This is a genomic window from Amycolatopsis sp. NPDC051045, from assembly GCF_040682955.1.
Taxonomy (GTDB): Bacteria; Actinomycetota; Actinomycetes; order Mycobacteriales; family Pseudonocardiaceae; genus Amycolatopsis.
This window is the reverse complement of the sequence record NZ_JBFBCC010000009.1, coordinates 60,318-86,539: the sequence shown is the minus strand read 5'-3', so window position 1 is coordinate 86,539 and position 26,222 is coordinate 60,318. Positions and strand designations below refer to the sequence as shown.

The 26,222-nt window shown below is 72.3% G+C and carries 24 protein-coding genes; 11 read left to right on the top strand and 13 right to left on the bottom strand.

Annotated elements, in window-relative coordinates; genetic code table 11:
- Positions 1 to 63: 63 nt before the first annotated feature.
- Both AB0M80_RS22195 and AB0M80_RS22190 read left to right on the top strand, forming a co-directional pair.
- Positions 64 to 1,254, top strand: coding sequence for a thiolase family protein (locus AB0M80_RS22195; protein ID WP_364568554.1), 1,191 nt, complete (start codon positions 64 to 66; stop codon positions 1,252 to 1,254).
- A complete protein-coding gene (locus AB0M80_RS22190; protein ID WP_364567831.1) occupies positions 1,255 to 3,366 on the top strand; it encodes a 3-hydroxyacyl-CoA dehydrogenase NAD-binding domain-containing protein in 2,112 nt (703 codons plus the stop codon). It begins immediately after the preceding gene.
- Here AB0M80_RS22190 and AB0M80_RS22185 read toward each other — a convergent pair.
- The 4 genes from AB0M80_RS22185 to AB0M80_RS22170 all read right to left on the bottom strand — a co-directional run bounded on the left by AB0M80_RS22185 (position 3,363) and on the right by AB0M80_RS22170 (position 7,206).
- Positions 3,363 to 3,791: a hypothetical protein gene (locus AB0M80_RS22185; RefSeq protein ID WP_364567828.1), complete on the bottom strand. Its 429-nt coding sequence runs from the start codon at positions 3,789 to 3,791 to the stop codon at positions 3,363 to 3,365. The genes AB0M80_RS22190 and AB0M80_RS22185 overlap by 4 nt on opposite strands.
- 78 nt (positions 3,792 to 3,869) lie before the next feature.
- The gene (locus AB0M80_RS22180; protein ID WP_364567825.1) at positions 3,870 to 4,994 is read right to left on the bottom strand and encodes a HAMP domain-containing sensor histidine kinase; all 1,125 of its coding nucleotides are present in this window, start codon (positions 4,992 to 4,994) and stop codon (positions 3,870 to 3,872) included.
- Positions 4,991 to 5,668, bottom strand: coding sequence for a response regulator transcription factor (locus AB0M80_RS22175; RefSeq protein ID WP_072480390.1), 678 nt, complete (start codon positions 5,666 to 5,668; stop codon positions 4,991 to 4,993). The genes AB0M80_RS22180 and AB0M80_RS22175 overlap by 4 nt, the downstream gene beginning before the upstream one ends.
- 35 nt (positions 5,669 to 5,703) lie before the next feature.
- Positions 5,704 to 7,206, bottom strand: coding sequence for a PucR family transcriptional regulator (locus AB0M80_RS22170; RefSeq protein ID WP_364567822.1), 1,503 nt, complete (start codon positions 7,204 to 7,206; stop codon positions 5,704 to 5,706).
- A 97-nt stretch (positions 7,207 to 7,303) separates the two neighbouring features.
- On the opposite strand from AB0M80_RS22170, the gene AB0M80_RS22165 reads away from it, so the two are divergent.
- Genes AB0M80_RS22165 through AB0M80_RS22150 form a run of 4 tightly spaced genes read left to right on the top strand, consistent with a single transcriptional unit; the run spans position 7,304 to position 12,690 of the window.
- Positions 7,304 to 8,749 (top strand): sodium:solute symporter, encoded by a 1,446-nt coding sequence (locus AB0M80_RS22165; RefSeq protein ID WP_364567820.1) that lies wholly within the window; start codon positions 7,304 to 7,306, stop codon positions 8,747 to 8,749.
- Positions 8,742 to 9,686: an agmatinase gene (speB, locus tag AB0M80_RS22160; RefSeq protein WP_364567817.1), complete on the top strand. Its 945-nt coding sequence runs from the start codon at positions 8,742 to 8,744 to the stop codon at positions 9,684 to 9,686. Before AB0M80_RS22165 ends, speB begins: the two co-directional genes overlap by 8 nt.
- Complete coding sequence (locus AB0M80_RS22155) at positions 9,683 to 11,335, top strand: thiamine pyrophosphate-binding protein (protein WP_364567815.1); 1,653 nt, start codon at positions 9,683 to 9,685, stop codon at positions 11,333 to 11,335. The genes speB and AB0M80_RS22155 overlap by 4 nt, the downstream gene beginning before the upstream one ends.
- On the top strand, positions 11,332 to 12,690 hold the full coding sequence (locus AB0M80_RS22150; protein ID WP_364567813.1) for an aminobutyraldehyde dehydrogenase: 1,359 nt from the start codon (positions 11,332 to 11,334) through the stop codon (positions 12,688 to 12,690). The genes AB0M80_RS22155 and AB0M80_RS22150 overlap by 4 nt, the downstream gene beginning before the upstream one ends.
- 111 nt (positions 12,691 to 12,801) lie before the next feature.
- Here the strand turns inward: AB0M80_RS22150 and dxs are convergent, their stop codons facing one another.
- Positions 12,802 to 14,715, bottom strand: a complete 1,914-nt coding sequence (gene dxs / locus AB0M80_RS22145; RefSeq protein WP_364567811.1) for a 1-deoxy-D-xylulose-5-phosphate synthase — start codon at positions 14,713 to 14,715, stop codon at positions 12,802 to 12,804.
- A 175-nt stretch (positions 14,716 to 14,890) separates the two neighbouring features.
- On the opposite strand from dxs, the gene AB0M80_RS22140 reads away from it, so the two are divergent.
- A complete protein-coding gene (locus AB0M80_RS22140) occupies positions 14,891 to 16,360 on the top strand; it encodes an aldehyde dehydrogenase family protein (RefSeq protein WP_364567809.1) in 1,470 nt (489 codons plus the stop codon).
- Between the two features lie 135 nt (positions 16,361 to 16,495).
- Here the strand turns inward: AB0M80_RS22140 and AB0M80_RS22135 are convergent, their stop codons facing one another.
- Genes AB0M80_RS22135 through AB0M80_RS22125 form a run of 3 tightly spaced genes read right to left on the bottom strand, consistent with a single transcriptional unit; the run spans position 16,496 to position 20,314 of the window.
- On the bottom strand, positions 16,496 to 17,059 hold the full coding sequence (locus AB0M80_RS22135; RefSeq protein WP_364567806.1) for a TIGR03086 family metal-binding protein: 564 nt from the start codon (positions 17,057 to 17,059) through the stop codon (positions 16,496 to 16,498).
- A 31-nt stretch (positions 17,060 to 17,090) separates the two neighbouring features.
- Entirely contained in the window at positions 17,091 to 18,278 is a 1,188-nt protein-coding gene (locus tag AB0M80_RS22130; RefSeq protein WP_364567803.1) for a class I SAM-dependent RNA methyltransferase, read from the bottom strand.
- Positions 18,275 to 20,314: an APC family permease gene (locus AB0M80_RS22125; protein WP_364567800.1), complete on the bottom strand. Its 2,040-nt coding sequence runs from the start codon at positions 20,312 to 20,314 to the stop codon at positions 18,275 to 18,277. Before AB0M80_RS22125 ends, AB0M80_RS22130 begins: the two co-directional genes overlap by 4 nt.
- A gap of 121 nt (positions 20,315 to 20,435) precedes the next feature.
- On the opposite strand from AB0M80_RS22125, the gene AB0M80_RS22120 reads away from it, so the two are divergent.
- Together AB0M80_RS22120 and AB0M80_RS22115 are read left to right on the top strand one after the other, a co-directional pair.
- Complete coding sequence (locus tag AB0M80_RS22120; RefSeq protein ID WP_364567798.1) at positions 20,436 to 21,128, top strand: TrkA family potassium uptake protein; 693 nt, start codon at positions 20,436 to 20,438, stop codon at positions 21,126 to 21,128.
- A complete protein-coding gene (locus tag AB0M80_RS22115) occupies positions 21,125 to 21,781 on the top strand; it encodes a TrkA family potassium uptake protein (protein ID WP_364567796.1) in 657 nt (218 codons plus the stop codon). The genes AB0M80_RS22120 and AB0M80_RS22115 overlap by 4 nt, the downstream gene beginning before the upstream one ends.
- Positions 21,782 to 21,831: 50 nt before the next feature.
- Here the strand turns inward: AB0M80_RS22115 and AB0M80_RS22110 are convergent, their stop codons facing one another.
- Positions 21,832 to 22,551, bottom strand: coding sequence for a DUF3159 domain-containing protein (locus tag AB0M80_RS22110; protein ID WP_364567793.1), 720 nt, complete (start codon positions 22,549 to 22,551; stop codon positions 21,832 to 21,834).
- Positions 22,552 to 22,560: 9 nt separating this feature from the next.
- Complete coding sequence (locus tag AB0M80_RS22105; protein ID WP_364567791.1) at positions 22,561 to 22,941, bottom strand: OB-fold nucleic acid binding domain-containing protein; 381 nt, start codon at positions 22,939 to 22,941, stop codon at positions 22,561 to 22,563.
- A 135-nt stretch (positions 22,942 to 23,076) separates the two neighbouring features.
- On the opposite strand from AB0M80_RS22105, the gene AB0M80_RS22100 reads away from it, so the two are divergent.
- The gene (locus tag AB0M80_RS22100) at positions 23,077 to 23,760 is read left to right on the top strand and encodes an alpha/beta hydrolase (protein WP_364568551.1); all 684 of its coding nucleotides are present in this window, start codon (positions 23,077 to 23,079) and stop codon (positions 23,758 to 23,760) included.
- Positions 23,761 to 23,819: 59 nt separating this feature from the next.
- Here AB0M80_RS22100 and AB0M80_RS22095 read toward each other — a convergent pair whose 3' ends face one another.
- Positions 23,820 to 24,488 carry a DUF3710 domain-containing protein gene (locus AB0M80_RS22095; RefSeq protein WP_364567788.1) on the bottom strand — a complete coding sequence of 223 codons (669 nt, stop codon included), beginning with the start codon at positions 24,486 to 24,488 and terminating at the stop codon, positions 23,820 to 23,822.
- On the bottom strand, positions 24,488 to 24,991 hold the full coding sequence (dut, locus tag AB0M80_RS22090) for a dUTP diphosphatase (protein WP_364567785.1): 504 nt from the start codon (positions 24,989 to 24,991) through the stop codon (positions 24,488 to 24,490). The genes AB0M80_RS22095 and dut overlap by 1 nt, the downstream gene beginning before the upstream one ends.
- Positions 24,992 to 25,015: 24 nt before the next feature.
- On the opposite strand from dut, the gene AB0M80_RS22085 reads away from it, so the two are divergent.
- Positions 25,016 to 25,498 (top strand): DUF3093 domain-containing protein, encoded by a 483-nt coding sequence (locus AB0M80_RS22085; protein WP_364567782.1) that lies wholly within the window; start codon positions 25,016 to 25,018, stop codon positions 25,496 to 25,498.
- A 147-nt stretch (positions 25,499 to 25,645) separates the two neighbouring features.
- Here the strand turns inward: AB0M80_RS22085 and AB0M80_RS22080 are convergent, their stop codons facing one another.
- A complete protein-coding gene (locus AB0M80_RS22080; RefSeq protein WP_013224476.1) occupies positions 25,646 to 25,954 on the bottom strand; it encodes a DUF4193 domain-containing protein in 309 nt (102 codons plus the stop codon).
- Between the last annotated feature and the right edge of the window lie 268 nt (positions 25,955 to 26,222).

Sequence of the window (26,222 nt, the reverse complement as noted above, 5' to 3'; positions counted from 1 at the left end):
CCTCTACTTCATGGAGCATTCGTGGCCGCACCAGCAACGCCGCTCGCGCCGAACGCGCGGGGCGTGCGCAACGTCGCCTTCGTCGAAGGGGTACGGACCCCCTTCGGCAAGGCCGGCGACAAGGGCATGTACGCCGGGACCCGCGCCGACGACCTGGTCGTCAACGCCATTCGCGAGCTGCTGCGGCGGCACCCCGAGCTGCCGCCCGAGCGCGTCGACGAGGTGGCCATCGCCGCCACCACGCAGATCGGCGACCAGGGCCTGACCATCGGCCGCACGGCCGCGCTGCTGGCCGGGCTGCCGAAGTCCGTCCCGGGCTTCGCCATCGACCGGATGTGCGCCGGCGCGATGACCGCCGTCACGACCGTCGCGTCCGGCATCGGCTTCGGGGCCTACGACATCGCCATCGCCGGTGGCGTCGAGCACATGGGCCGCCACCCGATGGGCGAAGGCGTCGACCCGAACCCGCGGATCATCGCCGACAAGCTCGTCGACCCCACCGCGCTCGTCATGGGCCAGACCGCCGAAAACCTGCACGACCGGTTCCCGGCGATCACCAAGCAGCGCACCGACGCCTACGCCGCGCGCAGCCAGGAGCGTTACGCCGAAGCCGTCAAGACCGGCAAGATCGGCCCCGAGCTGGTGCCCGTCGCCACCCGGTCCGCCGAGCTCGGCTGGGGCCTGGCCACCGAGGACGAGCCGCCGCGGCCGGGCACCACGGTCGAGCAGCTCGCCGGCCTGAAGACGCCGTTCCGCCCGCACGGCCGGATCACCGCGGGCAACGCGGCCGGCCTCAACGACGGCGCGACCGCTTCGATCCTCGCCGACGAGGAAACCGCCCGCGAGCTGGGCCTGCCGGTCGCGATGCGGCTGGTCGGCTACTCCTTCGCCGGCGTCGAGCCGGAGGTCATGGGCATCGGCCCGGTGCCGGCCACCGAAAAGCTGTTCAAGCGCACCGGCCTGAGCATCGACGACATCGGCCTGTTCGAGATCAACGAGGCCTTCGCCGTGCAGGTGCTGGCCTTCCTCGACCACTTCGGCATCGACGACGAAGACCCGCGCGTGAACCAGTGGGGCGGCGCGATCGCCTGCGGGCACCCGCTGGCCTCGTCCGGCGTCCGGCTCATGACGCAGCTGGCCCGCCAGTTCGCCGAGCGGCCCGACGTGCAGTACGGCATGACCACGATGTGCATCGGCATCGGCATGGGCGGCACCGTGATCTGGGAGAACCCGGCGTTCGAGGGGACGAAGTAAATGACGTTCACCGCTGAAGAGGCGAAGGCCGCGTTCCCGGACGAGGTCGTCACCCACGCGAAAACCCGCCTGATCAAGGTCCCCGGCCTGACCAAGCAGGTCGCGCTGATCACGCTCGACAACGGCCACGACCACACCCGGCCGAACACCTTCGGCCCGCAGGGCCTGGTGTCCCTGAACGCCGCGCTGGACGAGGCGTTCGCCGCCGAACCGGCCGCGATCGCCGTCACCGGCAAGCCGTTCATCTTCGCCGTCGGCGCCGACCTGTCCGGCGTCGAATCCGTGAGCGACCCGAAGCTCGCGCGCGAGATCGCCCAGACCGGGCACGACGTGTTCCGCCGCCTGACCGAGTCGAAGATCCCGACGTTCGGCTTCGTCAACGGCGCGGTCATGGGCGGCGGCTTGGAGCTGGCGCTGTCCTGCCACTACCGGACGCTGTCGGAGAACACCGCCGCCATCGCGTTCCCCGAGGTGTTCCTCGGCCTGTTCCCGGGCTGGGGCGGCACGCAGCTGCTGCCGAACCTGATCGGCGCCGACGCCGCCGTCACGGTGATCATCGAGAACGCCCTGGCGCAGAACAAGATGCTCAACGTCAAGCAGGCGGCCGAGCTCGGCATCGTCGACGAGGTCTTCGGCTCGGCCGACTACCTCGAGCAGTCGCTGCTGTGGCTGGCGAAGGTCGTCAACGGCGAGATCACGCCCGCCCGCCGCGAAATCGACCGCGGTTCCGCGTGGGACGCGGCCATCGCGCGGGCCAAGTCCATTGTGGACGGCCGGACGCACGGCGCGTCGCCGGGCGCGACCAAGGCCGTCGAGCTGCTGGAGCTGGCCCGCGAAAACGATCTGGACCGCGGGTACGCGGCCGAGACCGACGGCTTGGCCGAACTGCTCATGTCCGACGTCCTGCGCGCCGGGCTGTACTCGTTCAACCTGGTCAACAAGCGCGCCAAGCGCCCGGCCGGCGCGCCGGACAAGTCCTTGGCGCGCAAGGTGAACAAGGTCGGCATCGTCGGCGCCGGCCTGATGGCCAGCCAGCTCGCGCTGCTGTTCGTGCGGCGGCTGAAGGTGCCGGTCGTGCTGACCGACGTCGACCAGGAGCGCGTCGACAAGGGCGTCGGCTACGTCCACGCCGAAATCGACAAGCTGCTGGGCAAGAAGCGCGTCTCCCCGGACGGCGCCAACCGGCTCAAGGCGCTGGTCTCCGGCTCGCTCGACAAGGCCGCGTTCGCCGACGCCGACTTCGTCATCGAAGCCGTCTTCGAAGAACTGGGCGTCAAGCAGCAGGTGTTCGCCGAGCTGGAGCAGCACGTCAAGCCCGAGGCGATCCTGGCGACGAACACCTCGTCGCTGTCGATCACCGCGATGGCGTCGAAGCTGCAGCACCCCGAGCGGGTCGTCGGCTTCCACTTCTTCAACCCGGTGGCCGTGCTGCCGCTGCTGGAGATCGTCCGCGGCGAGAAGACCGACGACGCCGCCCTGGCGACGGCGTTCTCGGTGGGCAAGCAGCTGAAGAAGTCCAGCGTGCTGGTGAAGGACGCTTCGGCGTTCGTCGTGAACCGCCTGCTGCTGCGCTTCCTCGGCGAGGTGCTGGTCACCGTCGACGAGGGCACGCCGTTCGAGGTCGCCGACTCCGCGCTCGAGCCGCTCGGCCTGCCGATGACGCCGCTGACGCTGATGCAGCTCGTCGGCCCGGCCATCGCGCTGCACGTCGGCGAGACGCTGCACGAGGCGTTCCCGGACCGGTTCACCGTGTCCGACAACCTCGCCAAGTTCGTCAAGGCGGGCAAGAAGGGCGTCTGGCTCTGGGACGCCCAGGGCAACGCCTCGGTGGACCCGGAGGTCGCTTCGCTGTGGACGCAGGGTGACCAGCCGTCCACTTCGGAGCAGGTGCGCGAGCGGGCCCTGTCCGCGATCGCCGAGGAGATCCGGATCATGCTCGACGAGGGCGTGGTCGCCGAGGCACAGGACATCGACCTGTGCCTGATCCTCGGCGCGGGCTGGCCGTTCTGGAACGGCGGCATCACGCCGTACCTGGACCGGTCCGGCGTGTCCGAGCGCGTGAACGGCAAGCCGTTCCTCGCCCCGGGCGTGGCTTCGGTCCCGGCTCCCTAGTATTCGCCCTCTCTGGGGCACTTCGGCGGCGGCGCGGTGAGTTTCAGCTGCGCCGCCGCCGCGTCCAGGTCGAGGACCGTCACCCGCTCGGCGGTCCGGAAGCGGGCGTGCAGCTCCTGCGCCCAGGCCTTCAGGTCGGTGCCGGGGACGGCGAGCAGGGAGACCGACGGCGGGTCCACGTACACCCGCCGTGCCTGGGGGTCGTCGCGGAAGGACGGCACGGCCGCCCGCATCTCGGCGTCCGAGGGGAAGACCACGACGACCGCCGCGCACAGCTTGTGCCCGGCCAGCGGCGCCGGGTGCGTGTCCACCGGCAGGTCGGGCGGCCGGACCAGGGCCGCGACGAAGAACGCCAGCCCGGCCCCGGCGGCCAGTGCCAGCGCGATCACCGGCACCAGGACCTTGACCAGTGGCTTTTCCGTCACGCAGAGAGCACAGCACACGTCGGCCGCCAAAACACCGCCCGTTCACCCCTACACCAGGCACTGCCGCGGCATCACCCGTCAGCGGACCGGGAGGTGGACCGTCACCCCCAGGCCGCCGCCGACGATCGGTTCGGCCGTCACGCTTCCGCCGTGGGCCTGGACCGCCGCCCGGACGATCGACAACCCCAGCCCCGCCCCCGAGCGGGCCGTGCGGGCCACCCCGGCCCGGCGGAACGGCTCGAACAGCTCCGGCACCGCCGCCGGGTCCACCAGCCCGCCCGAAGACCGGACCCGCAGTGTCGACCACCGCGGCCCCGGCTGCGTCACGACCTCCAGCCAGCCGCCGTCGACGTTGTGGCGGACCGCGTTCTCCAGCAGGTTGCCCGCGATCCGCTCCAGCAGCGCCGGGTCGCCGAACGCGGGCGCCGGCGGCGTCGTGAACGAAGCCCGGATGCCCCGCTGCTCGGCTTCGCGGTGAACCGCGTGCCACGCCCGGTCGACGACCACCGCCAGATCCACCGGCTCGCGTACGCCGAGCCCGGCGCCGTCGGTGCGGGCCAGCAGCAGCAGGGAGTTGACCAGCTGCCCGGCGCGCTCGGTCGCGTCGCGGACCACGCCGCCCATCCGGCGGAGCTCGGCTTCGTCGGCGGCGTCGTCGGCGAGGGTGACGTCGAGTTCCGTGCGGATCACCGACAACGGCGTCCGCAGCTCGTGGCTGGCGTTCGCGACGAAGTGGCGTTGCGCGTCGAACGCGGCCTGGAGCCGGTCGAGCATGTCGTCGAACGTCCCGGCCAGCTCGGCGAGCTCGTCGTGCGAACGCACCTCGCCGATCCGCTCCCCCATCGACTCGACCGACAGCCGCCGCGCGGTCCCGGTGATTTCCCGCAGCGGCAGCAGCACGCGCGAGGTGAACGTCCAGGCGAGGATCGCCGCGGCCGCCACCACCAGCAGGAACGCCAGCGACCCGAACAGCAGCATCCGGTCGCGGGCGTGCACGCGCAGGCGCTCGGCCAGCGTCGAGGCGTCGACCTCGACGCCGTCGACGACCACCGTGCTGCCCGGCGGCATCCGCGGCACCGCGTCGAGCGCGTCCCGGACCAGCGTCCAGGCCAGCCAGAGCAGCAGCAGGCTGACCGCGGCGACCAGCACGGTCGCCAGGAGGGTGATCCGGGCGCGGAGCGTGCGGGTGCCCGGCAGGTTCACGCGCGCGGCGCGCCGGGCTCCGGCACCCGGTACCCGGAGCCGACGACGGTCTCGATGATCCCCGGCTCGCCGAGCTTCTTGCGCAGCGTCATCACGGTGACCCGGACGGTCGTGGTGAAGGGGTCGGCGTTCTCGTCCCACACCCGTTCGAGGAGTTCCTCGCTGCTGACGACCGATCCGGCGGCCTGCAGCAGCACCTCGAGGACGCCGAACTCCTTGCGGGTCAGCTCGACCGGCCCGCTCGCCCGGCGGACGGTCCGCTTCGCCGGGTCGAGCTCGACGTCGCCGGCGGTGAGCAGCGGCGGCGCGGCCGGCGTGGCGCGGCGGCCCAACGCCCGCACCCGCGCGACCAGCTCGGGGAAGGCGAACGGCTTGGCGAGGTAGTCGTCGGCGCCCAGCGACAGCCCGTCCACGCGGTCGGACACCGAACTGCTCGCGGTGAGCATCAGCACCCGGGTCAGCTCCCCGGACGCGACGATCTCCCGGCACAGCTCGTCCCCGGACATGCCGGGCAGGTCCCGGTCCAGCAGCACGACGTCGTACCGGGTGACGGCGGCCTTCTCGTGCCCGTCGTCCCCGGTGAGCGCGACGTCCACCGCCATTCCCTCGCGGCGCAGCCCGCGGGCGATCGCGTCGGCCAGGGGTTCTTCGTCCTCGACTACCAAAACTCGCACGAGCCCACAATCCCATATTTTCCTGAGAGGGCCCTTTAAGGACCCGGGGCGGCCCAGCGCAGGGCGAACCACAGCCTCATCCGGGTCTCCGGATCGGCCAGGTCCACGCCCAGCGCCCGCTCGACCTGGGCGATCCGGTGCCGGACGCTGTTGCGGTGGACACCCAGCTCCGCCGCCGTCGGTTCCCAGGCGCCGTGGTGGGCCAGCCACGTCCGCAGCGTCAGCACGAGCGACCGGTCACCGGCCTCGTCGAGGGCTGCCAGCGGTTCCAGCGTCTTCTCGGCGAACCCACGGGAAGCGCCCGGGTCCAGCAGGGCGTCGAAGTCCGGCGGCCCGCTGCCCGCCACGACCGGACGGCCCAGGGCGCGGGCCCGCGCCAGCAGCAGTTCGGCCTCCGCCGAAGAACCAGCCAGCTGCTCGGCGGGCACCGGCGAACCGACGGCCGCCAGCCAGCCGTGCTCGCGCAGGTCCTCCAGCACCGGAAGCGAGACGGCCCCGGCGACGGCCGTGAACCGCATGCCGGCGCCGACCTCGACCAGGGGCGTGTCCAGCCGGGCCCGCAGCCAGTCCGGGCGCCGGGCCACCTCGTCCGGACCACGCCGGTGGGCCGCCCCGGCAACCAGCCGGACGACCTCCGACCCCAGCAACGACCGGGCCGCGTCCCCCGGGGTCACCCGGCCGAGCAGCAGGCCGGTGGCCGCCGCGCCCAGCTCGGCCGCGTCCGAGCCCGCGCGGCCGACCAGGCCGAGCAGGGCCGCGCCGACGGCGAGGATCGCCCGCCCGGCGCCGTCGAGCCGCCGGGGCCGGCCGACGACCACCAGGTGCGACGCCGTGGCCTGCGGGTACACCGGCTGGACGACGACGAACCCGCCGGCGAGCTCGGTGGTCGCGCTCCGGATCCCGCTGCCCGCCCGCACGGTCGCCATCAGTTCCCGCACCTGGAGCGGCAGCGGCGTGGGCGCGTCGTGCGCGGAGGCCAGCACGTCCCCGGCGCCGACCAGGGCGACCCAGGACCCCAGCACCGCCGCCAGCGACGAGGTCAGCTCGCCGAGCCCGCCACCCGCCGCGCGCGTGAGCGTCTCGCGCGCCGCCGTGATCCGCCGCTGCTCCCGCTGCCCGGCCTCGGTCAACGCCACCGAGACCGCCCGGTTGACCGCCAGGAACGGCGTGCGCGACGGCACCACCAGCAGCGGCAGTCCGCGCCGCGCGCACGCCCGGCGCAGGGGTTCCGGCAGGGTCTCGTGCACTGTCGGGGTGAGTCCGAAACCCAGCGCCGTCACGCCGGCGTCGCGCAGCCCGCGCACGTACCGGTCGATCCGCTCCGGCAGGTTGACCCCCGCGGTGAGGATCAGCTCGCCGCCCAGCAGGTAGGGCGCGGGGTCCTGGAGCTCGCTCACGTGCGCCCAGCGCACCGGGGCGTCCAGGGCGCCCGGCCGCAGCGTCTCGGGGACGACGTCGAGCGCGAGCTCCCGGTTGCCGACCACGTCCCGTAACGGGACATTCACCTCGGTGGACAGCGAATCCGTGATGGGGGTCATTTCATCCCTGGCGATGTCGACTTGGGGATGAATCATCCCATGCCGAGAAGGTGGCGGGCGAATCTACGGTGGCCCGAAACGACGTGAGGAGGACACCGTGACCGGCGACTACGCGGTGATCGCGCTGTACATCGCGGGCATGCTCGGGGTCGGCTGGTACGGCCTGCGGCTCGCGAAGACGAAGTCCGACTACCTCGTCGCCGGACGGCGGCTGGGCTGGTTCATGTACTCCGGCACGATGTCGGCCGTCGTCCTCGGCGGCGCGTCCACGGTCGGCGGCGTCAAGCTCGGCTACACCTACGGCCTTTCCGGCATGTGGCTGGTCGTGAGCATCGGCGTCGGCATCCTCGTGCTGCACGCGCTGTTCGCGCGGCGGCTGGTGCGGCTGAAGGTCTACACCGTCGGCGAGATGCTCGACCTGCGCTACGGCGGCCGCACCAGCGCGGTGTCCGGCGTCGTGATGTGGGGTTACACCCTGATGCTGACGGTGACCTCGACGCTGGCGTTCGCGACCATCTTCAAGGTGCTGTTCGACCTGCCGAACTGGGCCGGGATCGCGATCGGCGGCGCGATCGTGGTGCTCTACTCGGTGCTCGGCGGCATGTGGTCGATCACGCTCACCGACATCGCCCAGTTCGTCATCAAGACCATCGGCATCCTGGCCATCCTGCTGCCGGTCGCGATCAGCTCGGCCGGCGGCTTCTCCGGCATGAGCGAGAAGCTCGACGCGAGCTTCTTCAGCTTCACCTCGATCGGCACGGACACGATCATCACCTACTTCGTCATCTACACCTTCGGCCTGCTGATCGGCCAGGACATCTGGCAGCGCGTGTTCACCGCCCGCACGCCCGCGATCGCCACGTCCGGCGGCCTCACCTCCGGGGTCTACTGCCTGGTCTACGGCCTGGCCGGGGCCCTGATCGGCACCGCGGCGCACGCCCTGTACCCGGACATCGCCAGCGCGCAGGACGCCTTCGCGACCATCGTCGAGCGGCTGCTGCCGACCGGCGTCCGCGGCCTGGTGCTGGCCGCCGCGCTCTCGGCGATGATGTCGACGGCGAGCGGCGCGCTGATCGCCTGCGCCACCACCACGACGTCGGACCTGCTGACCAAGCTCGGCCTGAAGAAGGGGGGCGAGGTCAGCCGCAACCGGGTCGCGACGCTGGTGCTCGGGCTGCTCGCGATCGGCATCGCGATGGTCGTCGACGACGTCGTCGACGCGCTCACCATCGCCTACGACATCCTGGTCGGCGGCCTGCTGGTGGCGATCGTCGGCGCGTTGTCCTGGAAGCGTGGCACCCGGCAGGGCGCGTACGCGTCGATGGTCGCCGGCACGGTGTCCGTGATCGCCTTCATGATCATCGACGGCGTCGAAGCCAACACCCCGATCTACTGGGGCCTCGGCGTGAGCCTGGTCGTGTACCTGGCGGTCAGCCTCGCCACGCCCCGCACGCCGGATTCCGTCCTTTCCGTCTGGACCCGCCGCCTGAGCGGGGAAGAAACGCCCATCTCGCCCCGGGAACAGGAGCCCAGCAGTGCCTAACATCGGACCCCTCGATTCGTCACGCGTCCCCCGGTTCGCCGGCTTCGCGACCTTCGCGCGGCTGCCGCGGATCGACCAGGTCGAGCGCGCCGACGTCGCCGTCGTCGGAGTGCCCTTCGACTCCGGGGTGTCCTACCGGCCCGGCGCGCGGTTCGGCCCGGCGGCCGTCCGCGAGGCGAGCCGGCTGCTGCGGCCGTACCACCCGGAGCTGGACGTCTCGCCGTTCGCCGAGCGGCAGGTCGTCGACGCCGGTGACATCGCCGTCAACCCGTTCGACATCGGCGAAGCGATCGAGACGCTGCAGCAGGAAGCCGAAGCGCTGCAAGCCGACGGGACGCGGCTGGTGACCGTCGGCGGCGACCACACCATCGCGTTGCCGCTGCTGCGGGCCGCGGCGAAGAAGCACGGACCCGTGGCGCTGCTGCACTTCGACGCCCACCTCGACACCTGGGACACCTACTTCGGCGAGCCGTACACCCACGGCACCCCGTTCCGCCGGGCGTCGGAGGAAGGGATCCTCGACACGAGCGCGCTGTCGCACGTCGGCACGCGCGGGCCGCTGTACGGCAAGCGGGACCTCGAAGAGGACCGCCGCCTCGGCTTCGGCATCGTCACCTCGGGCGACGTCATGCGCCGCGGGGTCGCCGAAACCGTCGACGCGCTGCGGCAGCGCATCGGCGACCGGCCGCTGTACGTCTCGGTCGACATCGACGTGCTCGACCCGGCCCACGCGCCCGGCACCGGCACCCCCGAGGCGGGCGGGCTGACCAGCCGTGAGCTCCTGGAAATCCTGCGCGGGCTGCGGGACCTCAACCTGGTCGGCGCGGACGTCGTCGAGCTCGCCCCGGCCTACGACCACGCCGAGATCACCGCGATCGCGGCCTCCCACGTCGCCTACGACCTGGTGAGCCTGCTGACCCTGGGGAAGGGCGCATGACGGATTCGGAGCGCATCGGCGGCGACGTCGTCGTCGAGACCCTGCGGGCGCTGGGCGCCGACACGGTGTTCGGCCTGCCGGGCCAGCACGCGCTGGGCCTGTTCGAAGCCCTGCGGCGCGCCGGCGACGTCCGGGTGATCAGCGGGCGCGTGGAGAACAACCTCGCCTTCGCCGCCGACGGGCACGCCCGCGCGCGGCTCGCGGCGGACCCGGACGGCCCGGTGCCGGTGACGCCCCTGGTCGTCTCCACCGGCCCGGGTGCCTTGCTCACGCTGGCTTCGCTGCAGGAATCCCGGGCCGCTTCGGTGCCGGTGCTCGGGATCTCGAGCCAGGTCCCGGTGGACGGCCTCGGCGGCGGGCGGCACGGCTACCTGCACGAACTGCCCGACCAGCAGGCGAGCTTCCGCGATGTCGTGAAGTCGGTGCACGTCGTGCGCCGCGCGAGCCAGCTTCCGACGGCACTGCGCGAGGCTTGGACGTCGGCGGCGACCGCGCCGTACGGCCCGGTGTGGGTCGAGATCCCGCAGGACGTGCTGCTCGGCCCAGCCGGGATTCCGCCGATCACGTCGGTGACGGCCGCTCCCCCGCCCCTGGAACCGCTGCCGGAACTGGTCACTTCGGCCGCCGAGCTGCTGGCGGCGGCGAAGAACCCGGTGATCCTCGCCGGGGGCGGGGCGTTGCGGGCCGGCGCGCACGCCGAGCTGCTCGCCTTGGCCGAAGCCTTGCGCGCGCCGGTGATCTCGACCTTCGGCGGCAAGGGTGTCTTCCCGTGGGACCACGAGCTGTCCGGGCGGTCGTGGCTGGAGGACTGGCACACCACGGAGTTCCTCGCCGCCGCCGATGTGCTGCTCGTACTCGGCTCCGGCCTCGGCGAACTGTCCAGCAACTACCGCGAGTTCGCCCCGCGCGGCCGGGTGCTCCAGGTCGAGGCCGACCTCGGGAAGCTGGAGTCGAACTACCCCGGCCTGGGCATCCATGCCGACGTGCGGCTCACGCTGCAGGCCCTGCTGGAGTGGGTGCCGATGCGGGCGTCCGACGGCCGTGCCGAAAAGGCGGTTGCCGGACTCCTCGCGCGGGTCGAATCGCGATTGGACGGTCAGGACCTGGCTGTCGAGCGGAAGCTGATCGACGACATCCGCGCGGCGCTGCCCGAAGGCACGCAGACGTTCTGGGACATGACGATCGCCGCGTACTGGGCCTGGTCGGCGTGGAACCCCGAGGGCGCGCCGATCCACACCGCGCAGGGCGCGGGCGGGCTGGGCTACGGGCTGCCGGGCGCGCTCGGCGGCGCCGTCTCCGGTGGTCCCACGCTCGCCGTGTCCGGCGACGGCGGCGCGATGTACGGCATCGCCGAGCTGGCGACCGCGGTGCAGCACGGCCTCGACGTCACGTGGCTGATCGTCGACGACGGCGGGTACGGCGTCCTGCGCGAGTACCTCACCGGCGCCTTCGGCCACACGACGGCCACCGAGCTGACCCGGCCCGACTTCGTGGCCTTGGCTTCGTCCTTCGGAGTGCCCGCCACCTTGTCCTCTTCGGACACCGTGGGCGCGGACCTGGCCGAGGCGCTGCGCACGCCGGGGCCGTCCGTCGTCGTTCTTCCCGCCTTGCTGAAGCTGTTCGCGCCGACCCACCTGGAGCAGGCATGACCCGCACGCTCGACCTGACCGACCCGGCGACCGGCGAGGTCTTCGGCACCAGCACGGTCGCCACCGAGTCTGATGTGGACACTGCGCTGGCCTCGGCCGCGCAGGCGTTCGCGGTGTGGCGGCGCAGCACCCCGGCCCAGCGGCAGCTCGCGCTGCTGAAGATCGCCGACGCGCTGGAGGCGCGGGCCGCGGAGTTCGCCGACCTCGAGGTGCGCGAGACCGGCAAGATCCGGTCCGTCGTGCTGGACGAAGAGATCCCGGAGTGCGTGAGCGCCCTGCGGTTCTTCGCCGGGGCCGCGCGGCAGCTGGAGGGCACCGCGGCCGGGGAGTACGCGCCGGGCCACACGTCGGTCGTCCGCCGCGAGCCCGTCGGCGTCTGCGCGCAGATCGCGCCGTGGAACTACCCGCTGATGATGGCGGTCTGGAAGATCGCGCCCGCGCTGGCCGCGGGCAACACCGTGGTGCTCAAGCCGGCGGAGACGACGCCGTCGACGGCGGTGCTGCTGGCCCGCGTCGCGGCGGAGTTCCTGCCGGAAGGCGCGTTCACCGTGCTGTGCGGCGACCGCGAGACCGGCCGCGCCCTGGTGCGGCACCCGCGCACCGACCTGGTCTCGATCACCGGATCGACGCGGGCGGGCATCGACGTCGCCACCGTGGCGGCGGCCGACCTCAAGCGCACCCACCTGGAACTGGGTGGCAACGCGCCGCTGCTGGTCTTCCCCGACGCAGGCCTCGCCGCGACGGCGGAGGGCATCGTGGGCGCCGCGTTCTACAACGCGGGGCAGGACTGCACCGCGGGCAGCCGGGTGCTGGTGCACGCCTCGATCCACGACGCCTTCGTCGCGGAGCTGACGAAGGTCGCCGCGGCGCAGACGCCGGGCGTCGACTACGGGCCGTTGAACAGCGCGGCGCAGTTCGCGCGGGTCCAGGGCCTGATCGACCGGCTGCCACCGCACGCCCACGTCGAAACGGGTGGCACGCGCTTCGGCTCGCGGGGGTTCTTCTTCGCCCCCACGGTGGTTTCGGGGCTGCGCCAGGACGACGAGATCGTCCAGGAGGAGATCTTCGGGCCGGTGCTGACCGTCCAGTCTTTCGGTGCCGAAGCCGAGGCCGTGGCGCTGGCCAACGGCGTGCCGTACGGGCTGGCGTCCTCGGTGTGGACGAACGACCTCGCCGTGGCCGCCCGGGTCTCGGCGGAACTGGACTTCGGCTGCGTGTGGGTCAACACGCACGGGCCGCTGGTGGCCGAGATGCCGCACGGCGGGTTCGGCCACTCCGGCCACGGCAAGGACCTCTCGGCGTACGCCTTCGCCGAGTACACCCGCGTCAAGCACGTGATGACGAGGTTCGCGTAGCGAGGTCCCCGAACGCCCCAATGCGGCCTTGGTGGCGTTGGATCAGCCAAGGTGGCCCTCGGTGCGTCTGACGCACCGAAGGCCACCTTGGGCGCTTGAGCCGGGAACCGCTCAGCTGCGGTCGGCGCTCTTCTCCGTCTGCTCCGCGGGGGAGCCCAGGCGGCCCGAGGCCCACTCCGTCACCCGGCGGGCCACGTCCTGGGCCGTCAGGCCGATCCGCCCCAGCACCTCGTCGCGGCTGCCGTGGTCGTGGAACGACTGCGGTACCGCCAGGTCGCGCAGGGGGACGTCGCACTCCGCGTCGCGGAAGAGCGTCGCCAGCGCCGAACCGAAGCCGCCGTGGCGGCCGCTGTCCTCCACCGTCACCACCAGCTTGTGCTGCGCCGCCAGCGCGACCAGCTCGGCCGGCACCGGCAGCACCCAGCGCGGGTCGACCACCGTCACGCCGATGCCCTGGTCGGCCAGCCGGTCCGCGGCCGCCAGCCCCAGGGTCGCGAACGCGCCGACCGTCACCAGCAGCACGTCGGCGCCCTCGGCCGGGCGGCGCAGCACGTCGACCGTGCCGATCCGCTCGACGGCGGTCACGTCCGTGCCGACCTTGCCCTTCGAGAACCGCAGCGCGGTCGGCCCGTCGGCCACCGCGACGGCCTCGCGCAGCTCTTCGCGCAGCGTGGCCGGGTCGCGCGGCGCGGCCACCCGCATCCCCGGCACCATGCCGAGCAGCGAAAGGTCCCACATGCCGTGGTGGCTCGGCCCGTCCGGCCCGGTGATGCCGGCCCGGTCGAGCACCAGCGTCACCGGCAGGCGGTGCAGCGCGACGTCCATCAGCACCTGGTCGAACGCACGGTTGAGGAACGTCGAGTAGATCGCCACCACCGGGTGCAGCCCGCCCATGGCCAGGCCCGCGGCCGAGGTGACCGCGTGCTGCTCGGCGATGCCGACGTCGTACCAGCGGTCCGGGAACGCTTCGGCGAACTTGTCCAGGCCGGTCGAGCGGAGCATCGCCGCGGTGATCGCGACGACGTCGGCACGCTCGGCGCCGATCTTCGCCAGCTCGTCGCCGAACACGCCGGTCCAGCTCGGGCCCTTCACCGGCGGCAGGCCGGTCTCCGGGTCGATCGGGTCGGTCTGGTGCATCTGGTCGTGCTGGTTGTTCACCGCGGGCGCGTAGCCGTGGCCCTTCTCGGTGACCACGTGCACGATCACCGCGCCGCCGAAGCTGCGGGCGCTCTGGAACGCCTTCTCCAGCGCGGCGAGGTCGTGGCCGTCGACCGGGCCGAGGTACTTCAGGCCGAGGTCGGAGAACATCGCCTGCGGGCTCAGCGCGTCCTTCAGGCCGGCCTTCGCAGCGTGCAGCGCGGCGTAGATCGGCCTGCCGACGACCGGGGTGTGCTTGAGGATCTCGCGGCCGCCGTCGAGGAGCCGTTCGTAGCCGGGCTGCAGGCGCAGCGCCGCGAGGTGGTCGGCCAGGCCGCCGATGGTCGGCGAGTACGAGCGGCCGTTGTCGTTGATCACGATGACGACCGGGCGGTCCTTGTGCGCGGCGATGTTGTTGAGCGCTTCCCAGCACATGCCGCCGGTGAGCGCGCCGTCGCCGACGACGGCGATCGCGTGCCGCCCGCCCCCGGCCAGCTCGAACGCCTTCGCCAAGCCGTCCACATAGGACAGACCGGACGACGCGTGGCTGCTCTCCACCCAGTCGTGCTCGCTCTCCGCCCGCGACGGGTAACCGGTGACCCCGCCGGTCTGGCGCAGCAGGTCGAACCCGGCCGCGCGGCCGGTGACGAGCTTGTGCACGTACGCCTGGTGACCGACGTCCCACACGATCGCGTCGCGGGGCGAGTCGAACACGCGGTGCAGCGCCAGGGTGAGCTCGACGACGCCGAGGTTCGGCCCCAGGTGGCCGCCCGCCCGGCGGACCTTGTCGACGAGGAAGTCCCGGATCTCGGCGGCCAGTTCGCCGAGGTCCTCGACACTCATGCGCTTCAGGTCCGCCGGTCCGCTCACGGACTCCAGCATCGTCACTCGTCTCCACCTCACTCGCTCGGTTCCGGCCAGTCTACGGAGACCCGCCAGGGCACCACCGCCCGCCGCGGCCGGGGTCACAGCCGGAGTGCGACCGCAGGTCATCACGCGGGGTGAACCTCGTCTCCCCGCGGCGCTGTGGCGGTCACGCGGCGTGGCCCCGAGAATGGACGGCATGGCGGATTTCTTCATCGGGGGCGAATGGGTGGACGCGGTGGACGGCGCGCGGCGGGAGATCCGCTGCCCGGCCGACGGCTCGCTGGTCGCGACGGTCGCCGAAGGCAGCGCCAAGGACACCGAGGCCGCCATCGCGGCGGCGCGCCGGGCGTTCGACACCGGCCCGTGGCCCGGCACCCCCGCCCACCTGCGCGGCGACCTGCTGCTGCGGACCGCCGACCTGCTGGATCGCGACGCGGAGGCGTTCGCCCGCGCCGAGTCGCTCGACACCGGCAAGCGCCTGGTCGAGAGCCGTTACGACATGGCCGACATCGCCGCCTGCCTGCGCTACTTCGGCAAGCTCGCGGCGCAGGACGCCGGGCGCGTCGTCGACACCGGCAACCCGGACGCGTTCAGCCGGATCGTGCACGAGCCGGTCGGCGTCTGCGGGCTGATCACGCCGTGGAACTACCCGCTGCTGCAGACCGTGTGGAAGATCGCACCGGCGCTGGCCGCGGGCAACACGTTCGTGCTCAAGCCCAGCGAGCTGACCCCGCACACGTCGATCCTGTTCCTCAAGCTGCTCACCGAGGCGGGCCTGCCGCCGGGCGTGGGGAACCTGGTGCTCGGCGCGGGCGCCGAGGCCGGCGCGCCGCTGGCTTCGCACCCGGACGTCGACCTGGTGTCGTTCACCGGCGGGCTGGCGACCGGGAAGGTGATCGCCGCGGCGGCGGCCGCCACGGTCAAGAAGGTGGCCCTGGAGCTGGGCGGGAAGAACCCGAACGTGGTGTTCGCCGACGCCGACTTCGAGACGGCGGTCGACTACGCGCTGACGGCGGTGTTCCTGCACTCCGGGCAGGTGTGCTCGGCGGGCGCGCGGCTGATCGTGCAGCGGGAGTGGCACGACGAGTTCGTGGCCGAGCTGGTGCGCCGGGCCGAGCGGATCCGGCTGGGCGGGCCGTTCGACTCCCACGCGGAGACCGGGCCGCTGATCTCGGCGGCGCACCGGGAGAAGATCGAGGCCTACGTGGCTGCCGCACTGGCCGAGGGCGCGGTGCTGCGGACGGGCGGCCGCCGTCCGGACGACCCGGCGCTGCAGGACGGCTTCTACTACCTGCCGACCATCCTCGACCAGGTGAAACAGGGCTCCTCGGCGGTGGTGGAGGAGTCGTTCGGCCCGGTGCTGACGGTCGAGACGTTCACCGACGAGGACGACGCGGTCCGCATCGCCAACGACACGCACTACGGCCTGGCCGGCGCGGTGTTCACGCAGGACGCGGGGCGCGCTCAGCGCGTCGCCGGCCGGCTGCGCCACGGCACGGTGTGGATCAACGACTTCCACCCGTACCTGCCGCAGGCCGAGTGGGGCGGGTACAAGCAGTCCGGGTTCGGCCGCGAGCTGGGCCCGACCGGGCTGGCCGAGTACACCGAGGTCAAGCACATCTACCAGAACCTGCGGCCGGCGCCGCAGCACTGGTTCGGCGGCTGAGCGCACCCCGAGCTTGGCCGTGCTCCGGCTCGGCCCCGAGCGGACCGCAAAGCACCGCCCGCCACCCCTCCTCAGCCGTGGAAGGTCGGCGCGCCCCGGTCCCCCGGCGCGGCTTGCACCGCCCGCCGCCCTTCCTCAGCCGTTCACCGCCTTCCGCCCCAGGAAGGCCGCCAGCCGGTCGGCCGCCGTCGCTTCCGGCGGGGCTGGCACCTCCGGTCCGAACGGCCCGCCCGGTTGCCGCGGCGCCGATCCGAACCGGGACCGCCACTGCGTCAGCGCCTGCGTCGCCAGGTCCGGCAGCAGGTCCGTCGGCTGCCCGGTCGCGTCCGCGATGTCCCAGCCGTGCACCACGTACTCGTTCACGCGCATGTGCACCAGGAACACGCCCGGCACCTCGCCCAGCGGGGTCGTCACCGTCCGGGCGAACAGGCCCGGTGCGGCCAGCACCTCCCGCGCCGCCGCCACCGAGGCGGCGAACGCCTCCGCCGGCGCGGCACCCAGGTGGTCGCCGTCCGGGGCCGGTGGGCCCGTGCCCGCCCAGAACGCCACCTTCGCGTTGCCGTGCGCCAGGTGGTTCACCACCGCGCGCACGTCCCAGTCCGCGCACGCCGTCGGGAGCGTCCACTGACCAGGACCGATCGCCGCGACCAGGTCGGTCACGGCCGAAGCGGCCAGGTCGAAATCGCCGAGATGAGTCACGGCACGAAGTGTGCCGACCACCACCGACAATTCAGGACAGCAGCGCCACGCACTCCACGTGGTGCGTCATCGGGAACGCGTCGAACGCCCGCAGGGCCGTCAACGAATACCCGTGGGACGCGAAGGTCGCCACGTCGCGCGCCAGCGCCGCCGGGTCGCAGGCCACGTACACGATCCGGTCCGGGGCACCCGCCACGATCGACTCCACGACCGCCTTGCCCGCGCCCTTGCGGGGCGGGTCCAGCACCACGACGTCGACCGGCTTGGGCGCCGACTCCAGGACGTGCTCCACGCGCCCGGCGCGCCACGAAACCTGCGGCAGGTCCGCGAGGTTGCGCTCGCCGTCGGCGACCGCGCGCCGGCCGGACTCGACCGCCAGCACCCGGCCCGCCGCACCGACCTGGCCCGCCAGCACCGACGCGAACAGCCCGACCCCGGCGTAGAGGTCCCAGGCCGACCCGCCCGCCGGTGCCTCCGCCCACTCCCCCACGACCGCGGCCAGCGTCGACGCCGCCGCCGGGTGGACCTGCCAGAAACCGTGCGCGTCCAGCTGCCAGTCGCGGCCCGCCGCGTGCTGGACCGCGATCCCGCCCGTCAGCTGCCGCGCCCGCACCTTCCCGCGCACCGTCGACAGCTCCCGCACGTGCACCCCGCCGTCGCCGTCCTGGGTGACCTCCAGCTCGCTGCCCGGCCGCCAGCGCCGCGCCAGGACGTCGTCGAGCTCGCCGGGGACGGCGATCGGGCAGTCCGCCAGGGGCACCACCCGGTGGCTGTGGTGGGCGCGCAGCCCGGCGCGCCCGTCGTGCCCGGCGACCAGCCGGACCCGGCTGCGCCAGTCCAGCGGCCCGCCGTCGAGGACCTCCACGACGACGTCCCGCTCGATCCCGGCCAGCCGCTGCAGCTGCTCGGCCACCACCGCGGCTTTCAGCTCGCGCTGGTAGTCCGGCGAAGCGTGCTGCCAGTCGCACCCGCCGCAGCCGCCGGGCACGGCCAGCGGGCACGGCGGCGGCACCCGGTGCGGGGACGGGACGAGCACCTCGACGGCGTCGGCGCGGCAGAACGAGCCGCCGTTGTCCTCGGTGATCTCGACGCGGACCTGCTCGCCCGGCAGCGCGTGCCGGACGAACACGACCCGGCCTTCCGCGCGCGCGACGCAGTGGCCGCCGTGCGCCACCGCACCGACCTCCACCTCCAGGACCCGGCCCAGCCAGCTCGTCATTCGGCCGGCTCCTTCGGCTTCGCGGCGCGGACGTCGGGCCGTTTCCCGCCGGGGGTGAACCCGCGCCGGACGTCACCGGCGGCCGGCCATTCGTTCCGGACGCGCGCGGCCGCCTTCGCCGACGACTCCAGCTGCCACGGCACGCTCGTGACCATCACGCCGGGCTGGAACAGCAGGCGGCCCTTGAGCCGCAGCGCGCTCTGGTTGTGCAGCACCTGCTCCCACCAGTGCCCGACCACGTACTCCGGGATGAACACCGTGACCACGTTGCGCGGGTTGTCACCGCGCACGCGCTTCACGTAGTCGAGGACGGGTTTCGTGATCTCGCGGTACGGCGACTCGACGACTTTCAACGGCACCTTGAAATTGTGCGCGTCCCACTCGGCGGTCAACCGGCGGGTGTCCGCGTCGTCCACGTTGACCGTCACGGCTTCGAGGACGTCCGGGCGCATCGCCTTGGCGTAGGCCAGTGCCCGCAGCGTCGGACGGTGCAGTTTGGACACGAGCACGATCGCGTGGTTGCGCGACGGCAGCACGGTCGGGGTGTCGCCGAGGTCCTTGAGCTCGTCGGCGACCCGGTCGTAGTGCTTCCGGATCGCGGTCATCAGCACGAAGATCGCCACCATCGCCGCGATCGCGATCCACGCGCCGAGCAGGAACTTGGTGATGAGCACGATCACCAGCACGACGCCGGTCATCGTCAGGCCGACCGCGTTGACCGTCTGCGAGCGCCGCATCCGCCGCCGCTTGCCGGGGTCGGTTTCCTTGGCCAGCAACCGGTTCCAGTGCCGGATCATGCCGGCCTGGCTCACCGTGAACGACACGAACACGCCCACGATGTAGAGCTGGATGAGCCGGGTGACCTCGGCGTCGAAGGCGATGATCAGCACCAGCGCGAACGCGGACAGGAACAGGATCCCGTTGGAGAACGCCAGCCGGTCGCCGCGCGTGTGCAGCTGCCGCGGCAGGTAGCGGTCCTGCGCCAGGATCGAGCCCAGCACCGGGAAGCCGTTGAACGCGGTGTTCGCGGCCAGCAGCAGGATGATGCCGGTGGAGAAGGAGATGTAGTAGAACGCCGGCGGGAAGTCGGCGAACACCGCGTGGGCGATCTGCGCGACGATCGTCTTCTGCTCGTAGCCGGGGGGCGCTCCGGCGAGCTGCTCCGCCGGGTCCTCGGCGAACTTGACGTCGGTGATCGAGGCCAGGGTGATGATGCCGACCAGCATGGTCACCGCGAGCAGGCCCATCATCAGCAGCGTGGTCGCCGCGTTCTTCGACTTGGGTTTCTGGAACGCCGGGACGCCGTTGCTGATCGCCTCGACCCCGGTCAGCGCCGCCGCCCCGGACGAAAACGCCCGCAACACCAGGAACGCGTACGCGACGCCCGCGAAGGTGCCCTCGGAGCTCAGCGTGAACCCCGCGCTCTCGGCCTTCATCTCGGTGCCGGTGGCCGCCTGGACCAGTCCCCAGACGACCATGATCATGATGCCCAGGATGAACCCGTAGGTCGGGATCGCGAAGGCCTTCCCCGACTCGCGGATGCCCCGGAGGTTCAGGGACGTCAGCACGACGACGATGACGATCGAGGCGAGCACCTTGTGCTGCGCGACCCACGGCACCGCCGACCCGATGTTGGCCACACCGGACGAAGTGGACACTGCGACGGTGAGCACGTAGTCGACGAGCAGCGCGCTCGCCACGGTGAGGCCGAACCGGCCGCCGAGGTTGGTGTTGGCGACCTCGTAGTCACCGCCGCCGCTCGGGTAGGCGTGCACGTTCTGGCGGTAGGACGCGACGACGACGAGCATGACCAGGGCGACCATGATGCCGATCCACGGCGCCAGCGCGTAGGCGGACAGACCCGCGACGCTCAGCGTCAGGAAGATCTCTTCCGGGGCGTAGGCCACGCTCGAGAGCGCGTCCGACGCGAAGATCGGCAGCGCGATGCGCTTGGGGAGGAGCGTGTGAGCAAGCCGGTCACTGCGGAACGGACGTCCGAGGACCAGGCGTTTCAGCACGGTCGGCAACTTCGACACCACCGGAGGGTACTGCGGAGCGAAGCTCCTCCGTTGAGGGCGGTGGCGGGGAGGACGGTGGAGCTGACGGTGTGCCCGCACGGTAGGTTCGGCGCTGGTATGTCGGGGTAGGTACGGGCGGGTGAACCGGCCGGGCAGGAGGCAGGGCGTGCACGTGGTGATCATGGGATGCGGCCGGGTCGGCGCGTCCCTGGCCGCTGCGCTGGAGCGGCTCGGCCACGAGGTGGCCGTCATCGACAAGAACCAGCAGGCGTTCCGCCGGCTCGGCAGCGACTTCCACGGCCAGCAGGTCATCGGGGTCGGGTTCGACCGCCGGGTGCTGATCGAGGCCGGCATCGAGCGGGCCGGCGCGTTCGCGGCGGTGTCCAGCGGGGACAACTCCAACATCATCTCGGCCAGGGTCGCCCGCGAGAACTTCGGCATCGAGCACGTCGTCGCGCGGATCTACGACCACAAGCGCGCGGCCGTGTACGAGCGGCTGGGCATCCCGACGGTGGCGACCGTGCCGTGGACCACCGACCGGTTCCTGCGCAGCCTCCTGCCGGAGGGCGTCGCGTCGGCGTGGCGGGACCCGTCGGGCAACGTCGCGCTGCTGCCGCTGCCGTTGCACGAGGGCTGGGTCGGGCACTCGGTGCGGTCCCTGCAGGAGGCGACCGGCGCGCGGGTGGCGTTCATCATGCGCTTCGGCACCGCGGTGCTGCCCGACACCAAGACCGTGCTGCAGGCCGACGACGTGGTGTGGGTGGCCGCGCGCTCCGGCACCGTCACGGACGTCAGCAGCGTGGCCAACCGCGAACCGGAGGACGAGGCATGAGGGTCGCGATTGCCGGCGCCGGGGCGGTCGGCCGCTCCATCGCCGCCGAGCTGATCGACGGCAGGCACCAGGTGATGCTCATCGAGCGCGAGGCCGACCAGTTCGAGCCGCACGCCGTCGACCAGGCCGACTGGGTGCTCGGCGACGCCTGCGAGGTGTCGATCCTGGAGGAGTCCGGGATCGAGCAGTGCGACGTCGTCATCGCCGCCACCGGCGACGACAAGGCGAACCTCGTGGTGTCGCTGCTGGCCAAGACGGAGTTCGCGGTGCGGCGCGTGGTGGCGCGGGTGAACAACCCGGCCAACGAGTGGCTGTTCACCGACGCGTGGGGCGTCGACGTCGCGGTGTCGACCCCCCGGATGCTCGCGGCGATGGTCGAGGAGGCGGTCAGCGTCGGCGACCTGGTCCGGCTGATGACGTTCCGGCAGAGCAACGCGAACCTCGTCGAGCTCACCCTGCCGGCGGAGACGCCCCTGGCGGGCAAGCCGGTGAGTGAGCTGGCGCTGCCCCGTGACGCGGCCCTGGTGACCATCCTGCGCGGCGACCGCGTGATCGTGCCGCAGCCGGAGGACCCGCTGGAGCCGGGCGACGAGCTGCTGTTCGTGGCGACCGCGGACGTCGAGCCGGAGATCCGGACGGCGCTGGGGTACTGAGCCCACGGGAAAGGCCCCCTGACGAGCGTCAGGGGGCCTTTCCCGGGGATTCAGGCTTCGGGAGCCGCGTACTTCTCGCGCAGCCGCGCTTCGACCTCCGCGTCGGTCTCCGGCGCCGGCTCGGTCTCGGCGAGGGCCTTGAGGCGCTTGTCCGACCGCCGGACCGCCCACACGACCACCAGCAGGCCCAGCGCGTACAGCGGGTAGCCCATGGCGATCTTCGCGAAGGCCAGCCAGCCGGTGTAGTCCTCCTGGTAGAGCCACCGCTGCACGACGAACCGGGCGGCGAAGATGAGCGCCATGGCCAGCGTGGCGACGTCGTAGCCGTAGCGGGACGGCTTGTCCTTGCGCCAGGCCTGGCCGGTGCCGTTGAGCATGTTCCAGACCACGCCGGCGATCGGCCGGCGCACCAGCACCGACAGCACGAAGATGGCGCAGTAGACCAGGCTCGCGTAGATCCCGAAGAGGAAGAAACCCTTCGCGGACCCGGTGCGGTAGGCGATGAACGCCGCGATCGCAACGCCGAAGAAGCCGGAGATCGCCGGCTGCAGCGGCTCCTTGCGGACCACCCGCAGCACGGTGATGGCCACCGCGCTGCCGATCGAGGTCCAGATGGCCGCGGTCAGGCCGAAGAACGAGTTCGCCAGCACGAAGACGAGCACCGGCACCGACGAGTAGATCAGGCCGGACACGCCGCCCATCTGCTCGAGCAGGGTCGGCTGCGGCTCATCGCCGTCGGTCTTCTTCTCGCTCGGGGCGGGTTCAGTCACGATGGGTGATCAACTCACTGGGCTCTGGAGCTCGTAATAGGGGTTGTACAGCACCTTCTGGCCGTCACGCTCGGCCATCCGGCCGCGCACCTTGATCGTCCGGCCAGGCTCGATGCCCGGGATCCGGCGGCGGCCGAGCCAGATTAGCGTCACGCCCTGTGTTCCGTCGAACAGCTCGGCCTCCAGCGTGGCGGCCTCGTTGGTCGGGCAGAGCTCGACGCTGCGGAGCCGCCCCATCACGGTGGCCTCTTCGCCCGAGCGGCAGTCGCAGGCCCGCTGCGCCCCCTCGGCGCCCGACCTCATCGACATCTCGTCGGCGTCGAGTTCCTCGACGTCGCTGGTCAGCTTGCGTACCAACCGGCTGAAGTAGCCGCCGTCTTTGGCGGACATAGGTGCTCCTGTGCTCCGGGGCCCCCGACAAAGTGTTCGCGGCCCGTGCGATTCCAGCGTACTGCGGTCCCCGCCAGGGAAACGCCTTTGCGCAAAGATCGCAACGTGACGTCCGCAATCGAAGTTCCCGCCGCGGTGCTGCTGCCCGGCACCGGCTCGGACGAGGTGTTCGTCCGGGCCGTCTTCGCCGGGCCGCTGCGCGCCCTCGGTGTCCCGCTCATCGCGCCACCGCCGCCGCCCGGGGCGGCGCTCGCCGAGGGCTACCTGGCGACGCTGGACGCGCTGGCGGACGAACACGGCGAACTGCTCGTAGGCGGCATTTCGTTCGGTGCCCACCTGGCCGCGGAGTGGGCGGTGCGCAATCCGGGCCGTTGCGGGGGCCTGCTGGCCGCGCTCCCGGCCTGGAACGGCGTCCCGGACTCCGCACCCGCGTCGCACGCCGCGACGCTGACGGCGGATCTGGTGGCCGGTTCCGGGGTCGACGCGGCCTTGGCGCAGACCGCCGGCAGCCCGGACTGGCTCCGGGCGGAACTGGACCGCGCGTGGCGACGGCACGGCGGCGGGCTGGCCGACGGCCTGCGCGTCGCGGCGGGCCGCCCGGCGCCGACCCGCGCCGAACTGGCGGCGCTGGCCGTCCCGGCCGGGATCGGCACGTGCACCGACGACCCGGTGCACCCGGCGGAAGTCGCGTCGGAGTGGGCGAGCGCCCTCCCCCGCGCGGCCCTCGGCGAGACGACGCTCACGGCGCTCGGCGCCGACCGCGAGTCCCTCGGCCGGGCGACGGTCCTCGCGTTCCTGAGAGCGGCACAAAAGCCGTGAATGCCACACCGAGGGACGTCAAGGCCCTGGATGTGGCATTCACGGCTTTTCGGGCGAGTTCAGCCTTGCTCCTGCTGGGCCGCGATGTGCTCCGCGACCGCCTCCGGCAGCGTGATGGTCAGCGGGGTCCGGACCGGCATGGGGGCGTCACCGCGGTCGACGATGGTCCGCCGCACGATCTCGCGCAGCACCTCGACGGCGGCCGCGGCCTCCGACTGCGGCCCGGCGATGACGCCGCGCAGCATCCAGCGGGGGCGGTCCACGCCGACGAAGCGCAGGGCGACGTCGCCGATGATGGCCGAAATCTCCAGGCCCCAGACGCCGCGGCCCAGGTTGACCTTGGCGCCGTCGGCCCGCAGCTGGTCGGCCAGTTCGGCGCTGACCTCCCGCCACAGCCCGCCCGAGCGCGGCGCGGCGTACGCGCTGACCGTGATCTGGCCTTGCTCGGTGACGACGTGCACGGCGCGCACGCCCCCGGCCTCCGGGTCCATCTCGACCTGGACCTGGGAACCGTCGGGCACCGGCACCTTCACCGAGCCGAGGTCGATCCGCGGGATGCCGTCGTCGGAGAAGTCCGCGACGTCGTACGGGCCGTCGGAGACGTCCGACAGCTCCGCCCCGTCCTCGTCTTCGTACGCCTCGTCCCCGATCGTGTCGCCGGCCTCGGGCGCGGCGTGCCGTCCGGCGGACTCGCCCTCGGTCCGCCGCTTGCGTCCGAAAATCCCCACTACTTCTCCGTTCCTTCCCCCGTGCCGGCGCTCGCGGCGAGCGCCGGTGCTCCCAGTGTGGCGTGTCCACCCGTGGAGCCGTAGCCTCCGTCGCCCCGCTCGGTGGCACCGAGCTCCGCGACCTCGACGAACTCCGCGTGCTCGACCCGCTGCACGACCAGCTGGGCGATGCGGTCGCCGCGCGTCAGCCGTACCGGCTGCACCGGGTCGTGGTTGATCAGGCAGATCTTGATCTCCCCGCGGTAGCCCGCGTCGATGGTGCCCGGGGTGTTCACCACCGAGAGGCCGACCCGGGCGGCCAGGCCGGACCGCGGGTGGACGAACCCCGCGTACCCGGGTGGGAGGGCGATCGCGACGCCGGTGCCGACGACGCCGCGTTCCCCGGGTCCGAGCACGATATCCGAGGTGGTGACGAGATCGGCGCCCGCGTCGCCCGGTCGGGCGTAGGCGGGCAGCGGGACATCCGGATCGAGCCGGGAGAGGAGTACCTGAACGCTGGACACGGGCGGCGAGATTACTCTCTACCCGTGGGTGAATCAGCGAAGACGGCCGCGAACGCCTCGGTCCGGCACTCCGAACGGCTGTACGTCCCGTGGTGGGGCTGGCCGCTGCCGGTGCTGGGCGCGGCCCTGCTGGCGGCCGAGATCGACCTCGGGTACCCGGGGATCCGGGCGTGGCTGCCGTACGTGATCGCGTTGCCGGTCGTCGTGGCGCTGCTGCTGTCGCTGGGCCGGTCGAAGGTCCGGATCACCGGCGGTGACGAGCCGGAACTGTGGGTCGGCGACGCGCACCTGCCGCTGCGCTTCGCGGGCGAAGTGGAGATCTTCGACAAGGACGCCAAGCGCAAGGCCCTCGGACGCGACGGCGACCCCGCGGCCTACGTGCTGCACCGCGGCTGGGTCGGCCCGGTCGTGCGCGTCCGCCTCACCGACGCGGACGACCCGACGCCGTACTGGCTGTTCAGCACCCGGCACCCCGAGCGCGTCGCCGAGCTGCTCAAAAGTGCTTGACCCCGGCTCCGGCCCCGCAAGACATGGGAAGGGGGCCGGCCTGCCGGCCGGCCCCCTTGTCCCCAGCGCCCTTCGAGCCTCCCCCGTTCCCTCGAGGCTCTCCGCGGCGTCTGTTCGTCCCCTGTGTCCGAGAACCCCTCTGCGCGGTCAGGCGCAGTCGCGGCAGATCAGGCGTCCGCCGTTGTCCTCGGCCAGCCGGCTGCGGTGGTGCACCAGGAAGCACACGGAGCAGGTGAACTCGTCCGCCTGCTTCGGCACCACCTTCACGGTCATGTCCTCACCGGAAAGCCCGGAAAGGTCGGCACCCGGCAGCTCGAAGTTCTCGGCGGTCGCGTCCTCGTCGACGTCGACGACTCCGGACTGGTTCTCGTTCCGCCGGGCCTTGAGCTCCTCCAACGAGTCTTCGGCCAGCTCGTCGGCTTCGCTGCGGCGCGGAGCGTCGTAGTCGGTAGCCATGTGTCCCTCACCCCTGCGATCAGCTTGTGTAGTCGTTTACCCGGACTCGCGGATGCGCCCGTGAGTCCGCCGTGCCGCTGGTCAACGTTCCAGGGCCCTCGTTTGTGCCCGACGGCCGAAGTGACCGAGGTCTCTTCTTTTCGCGCCTCTTCCTGCGGCCGGAGCCCGGGAAGGGTAGCTCACCGCTCTGCGGGTTCTGCAACGAGTCAGACATTGCCCGGCAATCGTCACCCGACAGGGGGAACCCGCAGGTAAGACGCGTTGTCGT

What these genes read in the sequence shown, in the direction of transcription:
- AB0M80_RS22140 (WP_364567809.1), top strand. Translation starts at nt 14,891, where the DNA reads ATGGCGGATTTCTTCATCGGGGGCGAATGGGTGGACGCGGTGGACGGC.
- AB0M80_RS22080 (WP_013224476.1), bottom strand. Translation starts at nt 25,954, where the DNA reads ATGGCTACCGACTACGACGCTCCGCGCCGCAGCGAAGCCGACGAGCTG.
- AB0M80_RS22190 (WP_364567831.1), top strand. Translation starts at nt 1,255, where the DNA reads ATGACGTTCACCGCTGAAGAGGCGAAGGCCGCGTTCCCGGACGAGGTC.
- AB0M80_RS22150 (WP_364567813.1), top strand. Translation starts at nt 11,332, where the DNA reads ATGACCCGCACGCTCGACCTGACCGACCCGGCGACCGGCGAGGTCTTC.
- AB0M80_RS22155 (WP_364567815.1), top strand. Translation starts at nt 9,683, where the DNA reads ATGACGGATTCGGAGCGCATCGGCGGCGACGTCGTCGTCGAGACCCTG.
- AB0M80_RS22170 (WP_364567822.1), bottom strand. Translation starts at nt 7,206, where the DNA reads ATGACCCCCATCACGGATTCGCTGTCCACCGAGGTGAATGTCCCGTTA.
- AB0M80_RS22105 (WP_364567791.1), bottom strand. Translation starts at nt 22,941, where the DNA reads ATGTCCGCCAAAGACGGCGGCTACTTCAGCCGGTTGGTACGCAAGCTG.
- AB0M80_RS22115 (WP_364567796.1), top strand. Translation starts at nt 21,125, where the DNA reads ATGAGGGTCGCGATTGCCGGCGCCGGGGCGGTCGGCCGCTCCATCGCC.
- AB0M80_RS22130 (WP_364567803.1), bottom strand. Translation starts at nt 18,278, where the DNA reads ATGACGAGCTGGCTGGGCCGGGTCCTGGAGGTGGAGGTCGGTGCGGTG.